The organism is Citrobacter sp. S55_ASV_140 (assembly GCF_018919505.1).
Classification (GTDB): Bacteria; Pseudomonadota; Gammaproteobacteria; order Enterobacterales; family Enterobacteriaceae; genus Citrobacter; species Citrobacter werkmanii.
This window is the reverse complement of the sequence record NZ_JAHLQZ010000160.1, coordinates 1-9,259: the sequence shown is the minus strand read 5'-3', so window position 1 is coordinate 9,259 and position 9,259 is coordinate 1. Positions and strand designations below refer to the sequence as shown.

Annotated in this window: 11 protein-coding genes; 9 read left to right on the top strand and 2 right to left on the bottom strand. The window is 48.9% G+C overall.

The features are described from left to right. The 7 genes from pyrC to KQJ18_RS18390 form a co-directional block, all read left to right on the top strand. Positions 1–981, top strand: a 981-nt coding sequence (gene pyrC, locus KQJ18_RS18420; RefSeq protein ID WP_216422462.1) for a dihydroorotase, incomplete at its 5' end; no start/stop codon positions are given. A 65-nt stretch (positions 982–1,046) separates the two neighbouring features. Then, positions 1,047–1,292 carry a DNA damage-inducible protein I gene (dinI, locus tag KQJ18_RS18415; RefSeq protein WP_216422461.1) on the top strand — a complete coding sequence of 82 codons (246 nt, stop codon included), beginning with the start codon at positions 1,047–1,049 and terminating at the stop codon, positions 1,290–1,292. Between the two features lie 339 nt (positions 1,293–1,631). Further along, positions 1,632–1,886 carry a biofilm formation regulator BssS gene (gene bssS, locus KQJ18_RS18410; RefSeq protein WP_003036154.1) on the top strand — a complete coding sequence of 85 codons (255 nt, stop codon included), beginning with the start codon at positions 1,632–1,634 and terminating at the stop codon, positions 1,884–1,886. Positions 1,887–2,000: 114 nt separating this feature from the next. Continuing rightward, positions 2,001–3,119 (top strand): N-methyl-L-tryptophan oxidase, encoded by a 1,119-nt coding sequence (gene solA / locus KQJ18_RS18405; protein WP_185655648.1) that lies wholly within the window; start codon positions 2,001–2,003, stop codon positions 3,117–3,119. A gap of 50 nt (positions 3,120–3,169) precedes the next feature. Then, complete coding sequence (locus tag KQJ18_RS18400) at positions 3,170–3,283, top strand: YceO family protein (protein WP_003036148.1); 114 nt, start codon at positions 3,170–3,172, stop codon at positions 3,281–3,283. Positions 3,284–3,545: 262 nt separating this feature from the next. Further along, positions 3,546–4,112, top strand: coding sequence for a cytochrome b (locus KQJ18_RS18395; protein ID WP_216422460.1), 567 nt, complete (start codon positions 3,546–3,548; stop codon positions 4,110–4,112). A 1-nt stretch (position 4,113) separates the two neighbouring features. Continuing rightward, positions 4,114–4,689, top strand: coding sequence for a YceI family protein (locus KQJ18_RS18390; RefSeq protein ID WP_038639660.1), 576 nt, complete (start codon positions 4,114–4,116; stop codon positions 4,687–4,689). 48 nt (positions 4,690–4,737) lie between these two features. Here KQJ18_RS18390 and KQJ18_RS18385 read toward each other — a convergent pair whose 3' ends face one another. Beyond that, positions 4,738–5,790, bottom strand: coding sequence for a rhodanese-related sulfurtransferase (locus tag KQJ18_RS18385; RefSeq protein ID WP_216422459.1), 1,053 nt, complete (start codon positions 5,788–5,790; stop codon positions 4,738–4,740). A 220-nt stretch (positions 5,791–6,010) separates the two neighbouring features. Between KQJ18_RS18385 and KQJ18_RS18380 the strand changes: the two genes are divergently transcribed. Next, on the top strand, positions 6,011–6,931 hold the full coding sequence (locus KQJ18_RS18380) for a Kdo(2)-lipid IV(A) acyltransferase (protein WP_038639653.1): 921 nt from the start codon (positions 6,011–6,013) through the stop codon (positions 6,929–6,931). Between the two features lie 155 nt (positions 6,932–7,086). Next, a complete protein-coding gene (mdtG, locus tag KQJ18_RS18375; RefSeq protein ID WP_038639648.1) occupies positions 7,087–8,307 on the top strand; it encodes a multidrug efflux MFS transporter MdtG in 1,221 nt (406 codons plus the stop codon). Positions 8,308–8,371: 64 nt separating this feature from the next. Here the strand turns inward: mdtG and KQJ18_RS18370 are convergent. Then, positions 8,372–9,259: sensor domain-containing diguanylate cyclase (locus KQJ18_RS18370; protein ID WP_216422458.1), on the bottom strand; the 888-nt coding region annotated here is incomplete at its 5' end.

Here is a 9,259-nt window from a genome sequence, read left to right as displayed (position 1 = left end):
GGCGACATGTTAAAAACTGTCGTGCCCTATACCAGCGAAATTTACGGCCGCGCCATTGTCATGCCGAACCTGGCACCGCCCGTCACCACAGTTGATGCAGCTATCGCTTATCGCCAACGCATTCTTGATGCGGTACCTGCCGGACACGACTTCACGCCCTTAATGACCTGCTATTTAACGGATACATTGGATCCCAATGAGCTGGAGCGAGGTTTCAACGAAGGTGTGTTTACCGCCGCGAAACTCTACCCGGCGAATGCCACCACCAACTCAACGCATGGCGTAACCTCTATTGAGGCCATCATGCCTGTGCTGGAACGGATGGAAAAATTGGGTATGCCGCTATTGGTGCATGGTGAAGTGACACATGCGGATATCGATATTTTCGATCGCGAAGCACGCTTTATTGAGACGGTGATGGAACCGCTGCGTCAGCGGTTGACTGCGCTGAAAGTCGTATTTGAACATATCACCACTAAAGATGCTGCCGAATATGTGCGGGATGGTAACGAGCTTCTCGCCGCCACCATTACGCCACAACATTTGATGTTTAACCGCAACCACATGCTGGTCGGCGGCATTCGTCCGCACCTGTATTGTCTGCCAATCCTTAAACGTAACGTCCACCAACAGGCGCTACGTGAGCTGGTCGCCAGCGGATTTAACCGTGCATTCCTTGGTACCGACTCAGCGCCGCATGCCCGTCATCGCAAAGAATCCAGTTGCGGCTGTGCCGGGTGTTTTAACGCCCCGACCGCGCTGGGCAGCTATGCCACCGTATTTGAAGAGATGAATGCGCTGAGCCATTTTGAAGCCTTCTGCTCACTCAATGGTCCGCAATTCTATGGTCTGCCGGTGAATGAGACTTTTATTGAGCTTGAACGCGTGGAGCACCATGTCCCGGAGAGCATTACGCTGACAGATGACACGCTGGTGCCTTTCCTGGGTGGCGAAACGGTACGCTGGTCAGTAAAAAGCTAAAAAAAGTGTAGCCAACCGATCTGAATAACTGTATAAATAAACAGTATATTCAACAGGGGGCTATTATGCGTATTGAAGTCACTATTGCCAAAACTTCACCTTTGCCTGCCGGTGCGATTGACGCATTGGCAGGTGAACTCTCCCGCCGTATTCATCATCATTTTCCGGATAACGAGGGTAACGTTACCGTCCGTTATGCCGGAGCTAACAATCTGTCGGTAATTGGCGCGACCAAAGAGGACAAAGAACGCATCAGCGAGATCTTGCAGGAGACCTGGGAAAGCGCGGATGAATGGTTTATCAATGAATAAATAATGATATGCAGTGATGTTTGTTTGCCGGGTCGCCCCGGCTTTTTTTACACGCAGTTTTAAAAAAAATGCAGACTCCCCCTGGTGGCCATTTAATTTAATATTAATTTCCTGGTTATCTTTTAACCAGAACGACAAAATAATTGTGCAACTTGCTAAAAAAAAATGAATGACATGTTGCTTTATTAGTCAGATAACGCTGAAAACTATAAATTTATGCGCTGCCCTCTTTAAATTTTCAATGAATACCCTTATTTATTGATATACTGAAGTTGCTTCAGAAAAAAAATGCATTGAACCTCGAAAACCGTTGTCTAGTAACACGAATTAGGGGGCATGATGGAAAAGAATAATGAAGTCATTCAGACTCATCCGCTTGTAGGATGGGACATCAGCACCGTTGATAGCTACGACGCGCTGATGCTGCGTTTGCACTACCAGACCCCGAATCGACCGGACCCGGATGGGACTGAAGTTGGTCAAACGCTCTGGTTAACCACTGATGTTGCCAGGCAATTTATTTCGATATTAGAAGCAGGAATCGCCAAAATTGAATCCGGCGATTACCAGGTAAATGAGTATCAGCGCCATTAAATCTGATACATCCAACCATCAAAAGGCACCTTAACGGTGCCTTTCTTATTTCCCGGTTGAATATTCCAGGTCAGTTATTTACCCTGCTACTATCGCGATTGCAGAGAGAAGCGGATGAAATACGACTTAATCATTATTGGCAGCGGTTCCGTGGGTGCCGCAGCCGGATACTATGCCACTCGCGCCGGTCTGAACGTTCTGATGATCGATGCGCATATGCCACCACATCAACAGGGCAGCCACCACGGCGACACACGATTAATTCGTCATGCTTATGGCGAAGGTGAGAAATACGTTCCGCTGGTGCTGCGCGCGCAGACATTGTGGGATGAACTTTCCACTCAAAATGAAGAACCGATTTTTGTACGCACCGGGGTTATCAATCTGGGCCCGGCAGATTCAACTTTCTTAGCTACCGCAGCGCAAAGCGCGAAACAGTGGCAACTCAACGTCGAACATCTTGATGCCGCCGCCATCATGGCTCGCTGGCCCGAGATTCGCGTACCTGAAAATTATATTGGTCTGTTTGAAGCTGAGTCGGGCTTTTTGCGTAGTGAGTTAGCGATTAAAACCTGGATTCGTCTGGCTGATGAAGCTGGCTGCGCACAGCTGTTTAAATGCCCGGTCACGGCTATTCATCATAGTGAAGATGGCGTCACAGTAGAAACCGCCGACGGTGACTACCACGCCAAAAAAGCCCTGGTCAGCGCCGGGACATGGGTACAGGCATTAGTACCGGAACTGCCGATACAGCCAGTGCGCAAAGTGTTCGCATGGTATCAAGCCGATGGCCGCTATAGCGTTAAAAATAACTTCCCGGCCTTTACCGGCGAGTTGCCAAATGGCGATCAGTACTACGGTTTTCCGGCAGAAAACGACGAACTAAAAATTGGTAAGCACAACGGCGGACAGGTAATTCACGCAGCCGAAGAGCGCAAGCCGTTTGCCGCTGTGGCCAGCGATGGCTCCGAAGCTTTCCCATTCCTGCGTACAGTTCTGCCAGGCATTGGCTGTTGTCTGCACGGTGCATCCTGCACTTACGATAATTCGCCGGATGAAGACTTTATCATTGATACGCTACCTGAACATGACAATACCCTGATCATCACCGGACTGAGCGGACATGGCTTTAAGTTTGCCTCCGTACTGGGGGAAATAGCCGCGGACTTTGCGCAGGACAAACCGCCAGCCTTTGACCTGACGCCATTCAGGCTGAGTCGCTTTACGCGATAATGATTAATGGCCTCGTGGTGAGGCCATTTTTAATGACAGGAATAACATCGATGCGGCGCATCTTTCACTATCTGGTTAATAATATTCGTGAGCATCTTATGCTCTACATTATTTTATGGTCGCTGCTGGCAATTATGGATGTGATATATATTATGTTTTTCTGACCAGATTGCACTGACACTAATTGACAAAAACTGATATTTACTTAAATTTCATTGCAATAAACTGAATAAGAAAACCCTATCAACACCGTGTAATAATGCCCACCTTTTGCCCATTCTCTCTAATACCTTGATGATGGCATCAATATTCAATCAATTTTATTGAACATGAAAATAAATATCATCATCATTGTTATTTATTAGTTGCATTAATGTCTTTTACGCGCCATTTTCATTTACTCCTGAAATATCTAACGGTGTACTTATGCAATTCACTAATAGTCCACAGCGCTATGGCGTGGTGTCTGTCGCATTGCACTGGCTGATGGCGATTGCTGTATATGGCATGTTTGCGTTGGGTTTATGGATGGTCACGCTCAGTTATTACGATGGCTGGTATCACCAGGCCCCTGAACTGCATAAAAGCATCGGGATCCTGCTCATGATGGGACTGGTCATTCGCGCTGTCTGGCGGTTGTTCTCCCCTCCCCCAGCTGCGCTGACAAGCTATTCCCGCTTAACCCGCATCGCAGCGGCAATGGGTCACCTTGCGCTCTACGCCCTGCTCTTTTCGATTGTTATCAGCGGTTATCTGATCTCGACCGCAGATGGCAAAGCGATAAGCGTATTTGGTTGGTTTGATATTCCCGCCACCCTTGCCAACGCGGGCGCTCAGGCCGACCTTGCCGGCAGCCTGCACCTGTGGCTGGCATGGACCGTGGTGGTTTTATCGCTTCTTCATGGGCTTATGGCCCTGAAACATCACTTTATCGATAACGACGATACCCTGAATCGCATGTTGGGAAAATCGTCATCTGACTATGGAGCTTAAAATGAAAAAAAACCTGCTGGGATTGACACTCGCCTCTCTGTTATTCACGACCGGATCGGCTATGGCGGCAGATTACAAAATTGACAAAGAGGGACAGCATGCCTTTGTTAATTTCCGTATTCAGCATCTGGGTTACAGCTGGCTGTACGGCACCTTTAAAGATTTCGACGGTACGTTCACCTTTGATGAAAAAAATCCCGCAGCCGATAAGGTTAACGTCACCATCAACACCAACAGTGTTGACACCAACCACGCAGAACGCGACAAGCACCTGCGTAGCGCGGATTTCCTTAACGTGGCCAAATTCCCGCAGGCGACCTTTAGCTCCACCAGCGTGAAAAAAGAGGGGAACGACCTCGATATCACCGGTAACCTGACCCTGAATGGCGTCACCAAACCAGTGACGCTGGACGCGAAGTTGATCGGTCAGGGTGGCGATCCATGGGGTGGTACGCGCGCCGGTTTTGAAGCGCAAGGTAAGATTAAACTCAAAGACTTCAATATCACCACCGATCTCGGCCCTGCTTCACAGGAAGTCGATTTAATTATCTCAGTGGAAGGTGTGCAGCAGAAGTAACGCATAAATGTTGCCGGATGAGGCGATAGCCATCATCCGGCAACATTTTTATTGCGCGGGATCCGGAATACCCAGTTTGGTATTCAGACGACCGCGGGATTTATTAAAGATTTTGTTGCCATTTTCACGCCCGGCGCGACGACGTCGTTGCTCTTCTTCCGGCAACTCACTCTCTTCGCAACACAGCTCACTACAGCAGCCTTTATACTTCTGCGCGCAAGCCGGGCACTGAATAAACAGCAGATGGCAGCCATCATTTTTACAATTAGTGTGGCTGTCGCATGCGGTTCCGCACTGATGACAATGCGCGATAACATCTTCAGAGATCCTTTCGCCCATACGCTCATCAAAAACGAAATTTTTGCCGATGAAACGTACCGGAAGCCCCTGTTCACGCGCCTTGCGGGCATATTCAATAATCCCCCCCTCAATGTGCCAGACTTTGCTAAATCCGTTATGTTTCATCCAGGCGCTGGCCTTCTCACAGCGGATCCCGCCCGTGCAGTACATAACTATTTTTTTATCTTTATGCACCTGCATCATTTCAACCGCTTTCGGCAACTGGTCACGGAATGTGTCTGCCGGGATCTCAAGCGCGTTCTCGAAATGCCCCACCTCATATTCATAGTGGTTGCGCATATCAATGAATACCGCCTCAGGATCGTCCAACATGGCGTTCACTTCTGCCGCTTTCAGGTAATCACCCACGTCGCTGGCGTTAAAGTCAGGATCATCAATACCATCCGCCACAATACGTTCGCGAACTTTCATGCGTAGCACCCAGAATGATTTCCCGTCATCGTCCAGGGCGATATTAAGACGTAATCCATCCAGTGCGGGATTGAACGCATACAGCTGTTGGCGGAATGCATCCACGTTGCTTTGCGGCACGCTGATTTGCGCGTTAATGCCTTCATGGGCAAGATATACACGCCCGAACACATTCAGCGCAGTGAACAGTTGGTACAACGCATCACGCGTATGTTGCGGGTCATCGATGGTGAAATATTTATAAAACGAGATCGTCGTGCGCGGCTCAGTCTCGGCCAGCATTTTGGCTTTGAGCGCGTCGTTCGAAATGCGGTTGTGTAACACTGGCATGGTGTACGTATCCTGCAAATAGGGAGTAAATGAAAATCGGCGGCATCATAAAGCAAACATCGCCAATTTACATCCATACATTTTACGCTACATTTCTTACTTCACGATAAAAACGCAACAACAATTGCCGATTTAATCACCGTTCTCCCGTCACAAATTTTTGATACGCGCGAAAAAATGCGACAATACAGGGAATTGGTCGTTTGAAGACAGGATAGACATGACGAATTTACCCAAGTTTTCGGCTGCGCTACTGCATCCACGTTATTGGTTAACCTGGCTGGGTATTGGCATCCTTTGGTTAATCGTGCAGTTGCCCTACCCGGTACTTTATAAGTTGGGCTGTGCATTAGGTCGTCTGGCGTTACGTTTGATGAAACGCCGGGCAAAAATCGTTTCACGTAATCTGGAGCTGTGCTTCCCGCAGATGAGTGAACAGGAACGCCAGCAGATGGTCGTCAGGAACTTCGAGTCCGTCGGCATGGGCGTGATGGAAACCGGGATGGCCTGGTTTTGGTCCGATAAGCGCATTTCACGCTGGACAGAAGTGATCGGGATGGAACATATCCGTGACGTTCAGGCGCAAAAGCGGGGGATCCTGTTAGTCGGTCTGCACTTCCTGACCCTGGAACTGGGTGCGCGTCAGTTTGGTCTGCAGGAGCCTGGTATCGGTGTGTATCGTCCTAATGACAACCCGCTGCTCGACTGGTTACAGACCTGGGGACGCATGCGCTCTAATAAATCAATGCTTGATCGTAAGGACCTGAAAGGAATGATTAAAGCGTTGAAAAAAGGCGAAGTGGTCTGGTACGCGCCGGATCATGACTACGGTCCTCGCGCCAGCGTGTTTGTGCCGCTGTTTGCCGTTGAACAGGCCGCCACGACCTCCGGGACCTGGATGCTTTCACGCATGTCGAATGCGTGCCTGGTGCCATTTGTTCCTCGTCGTAAGCCCGACGGGAAAGGGTATCAATTGATTATGCTGCCGCCAGAATGTTCACCGCCGTTAGACGACGCGGAGACCACAGCTGCATGGATGAATAAGATCGTTGAGCAATGCATCATGATGGCCCCAGAACAATATATGTGGCTGCATCGTCGCTTCAAGACCCGTCCTGAAGGCGCCCCTTCCCTGTACTAAAACACGGTTGCAGTCCAGTGGGCTGCAACCCTCTCCTGACTCGCTTTAGGTTTAACTGCTATCCGCATTGCAGCAACTATCAACCGGGCGCATAATTAGTCTGCTTACTTATATTCAATCGATAGCGCATACAGCGCATCACACTGCGGATCGTTATGTCACCCTCAGATGCCCCCATAAACTGGAAACGCAACCTCACCGTTGCCTGGATAGGTTGTTTTTTAACCGGCGCAGCATTTAGCCTGGTCATGCCCTTTTTACCCTTGTACGTTGAGAGTCTCGGCGTCACGGGGCATAGCGCCCTGAACATGTGGTCAGGTCTGGTCTTCAGCATCACCTTTTTGTTTTCAGCCATCGCCTCCCCTTTCTGGGGGGGCCTTGCCGACCGCAAAGGGCGAAAAATCATGCTGCTGCGTTCCGCGTTGGGTATGGCTATTGTGATGCTACTGATGGGCCTGGCGCAAAATATCTGGCAGTTCCTGGTTCTGCGCGCGCTGCTCGGTCTGCTCGGCGGTTTCATTCCCAACGCCAATGCGTTGATCGCCACCCAGGTTCCACGCAATAAAAGCGGCTGGGCGCTGGGAACGCTCTCTACCGGCGGTGTCAGCGGCGCACTGCTAGGACCGCTGGCAGGTGGACTACTCGCGGACCATTATGGATTGCGTCCCGTGTTCTTCATTACCGCCAGCGTACTGCTGGTCTGTTTTATCCTGACGCTATTTTTTATCCGCGAGCGTTTTCAACCGGTAAGCAAGAAAGAGATGCTGCACATACGCGAAGTCGTGGCCTCGTTAAAAAACCCCAAACTGGTGCTGAGCCTGTTTGTCACCACCTTAATCATTCAGGTGGCGACCGGTTCTATTGCACCAATCCTGACGTTATACGTGCGGGAGTTAGCCGGGAACGTCAGTAATATCGCGTTCATTAGTGGGATGATTGCCTCCGTACCCGGCGTAGCAGCGTTAATCAGTGCCCCAAGGCTTGGCAAACTCGGTGACCGGATTGGCCCGGAGAAGATTCTAATCGTCGCGCTGATTATTTCCGTGCTACTGCTGATCCCGATGTCATTTGTACAAACTCCCTGGCAATTGGGCGTTCTGCGTTTTTTATTGGGTGCTGCCGACGGCGCTCTGCTCCCGGCGGTGCAAACGCTGCTGGTTTATAACTCAACCAACCAAATAGCCGGGCGTATTTTCAGTTATAACCAGTCATTTCGCGACATCGGCAACGTAACGGGACCATTAATGGGGGCGGCAATATCCGCCAACTACGGCTTTCGCGCGGTCTTCTGCGTGACCGCGGGGGTTGTACTGTTTAACGCGATCTACTCGTGGAATAGTCTGCGCCGTCGCCGGAGTGCCGAGCTCGCTGGATGATTTGTATATATTGCCTGAACCCGAAGAGTAAACTTTGCGTTTTCAGGCAGTATTCATTTTACTTTTAATGATAGTAGTAACACACCTTATTTCTGCCAGAGTTTTTGGCGTCATACAGCGCAGCATCCGCATAAGAAACAACTTTATCCGCTGAGTCATCATCAACTTTAGTACAATATACACCGATGCTGATCGTCATCTTTTCTTTTAAATCATAGGAATTGGGTATAGTCGTTCCATGCTCAACATTTCTTCTGATTCGTTCTGCAACGACAATAGCTTCATCTTTATCCTTGCACTTAAGAAGAATCGCAAACTCCTCGCCGCCGATGCGCGCAAAGATATCCGAATCTCTAACTGACTTGTTGATTATATCAACAATACTAATGATTACCCGATCCCCCTCCTGATGCCCATAGGTATCGTTAATGCGTTTAAATTTGTCGATATCCAAAACCATTACGCAAACCACGCCTTTCGCTAGCGATGCTTTTAACGATCTATAGAACAGTTTCCGGTTGTATATTTTGGTCATGGCATCTTTGATAGCCGAATCCGTTTCTTTTTTTAGAATGATAAAAGTGTTATACATTAAGATCGATATTATACAAAGGGTACTGATCACCTCAATCCCTCTGCTGATATACCAAATATACATACTATATTCATCTAAACTTAATAGCAGCACATTGGTTAATATTCCTGAGCAACACAGTAAGCCGATACTTTTCCATAAGATGTTATGCGTTTTGGTTTTAATGACCAAATAGAGTAGAACCAATCCCCAGGCAACAATCAGAGAGTAAATGTAGCCAATATGCCAGTGTACGGTTATGTTGTCGGGTTTCAAGCTCGTAATCTCAAGGGTCATGCCCGGGTTATAACTGGCCAGGCTATGTGCCAGGACAGCGATAGCCAACATGATCAAAAATGCTACCGCTATATAGCATGG

What these genes read in the sequence shown, in the direction of transcription:
- dinI (WP_216422461.1), top strand. Translation starts at nt 1,047, where the DNA reads ATGCGTATTGAAGTCACTATTGCCAAAACTTCACCTTTGCCTGCCGGT.
- bssS (WP_003036154.1), top strand. Translation starts at nt 1,632, where the DNA reads ATGGAAAAGAATAATGAAGTCATTCAGACTCATCCGCTTGTAGGATGG.
- solA (WP_185655648.1), top strand. Translation starts at nt 2,001, where the DNA reads ATGAAATACGACTTAATCATTATTGGCAGCGGTTCCGTGGGTGCCGCA.
- KQJ18_RS18400 (WP_003036148.1), top strand. Translation starts at nt 3,170, where the DNA reads ATGCGGCGCATCTTTCACTATCTGGTTAATAATATTCGTGAGCATCTT.
- KQJ18_RS18395 (WP_216422460.1), top strand. Translation starts at nt 3,546, where the DNA reads ATGCAATTCACTAATAGTCCACAGCGCTATGGCGTGGTGTCTGTCGCA.
- KQJ18_RS18390 (WP_038639660.1), top strand. Translation starts at nt 4,114, where the DNA reads ATGAAAAAAAACCTGCTGGGATTGACACTCGCCTCTCTGTTATTCACG.
- KQJ18_RS18385 (WP_216422459.1), bottom strand. Translation starts at nt 5,790, where the DNA reads ATGCCAGTGTTACACAACCGCATTTCGAACGACGCGCTCAAAGCCAAA.
- KQJ18_RS18380 (WP_038639653.1), top strand. Translation starts at nt 6,011, where the DNA reads ATGACGAATTTACCCAAGTTTTCGGCTGCGCTACTGCATCCACGTTAT.
- mdtG (WP_038639648.1), top strand. Translation starts at nt 7,087, where the DNA reads ATGTCACCCTCAGATGCCCCCATAAACTGGAAACGCAACCTCACCGTT.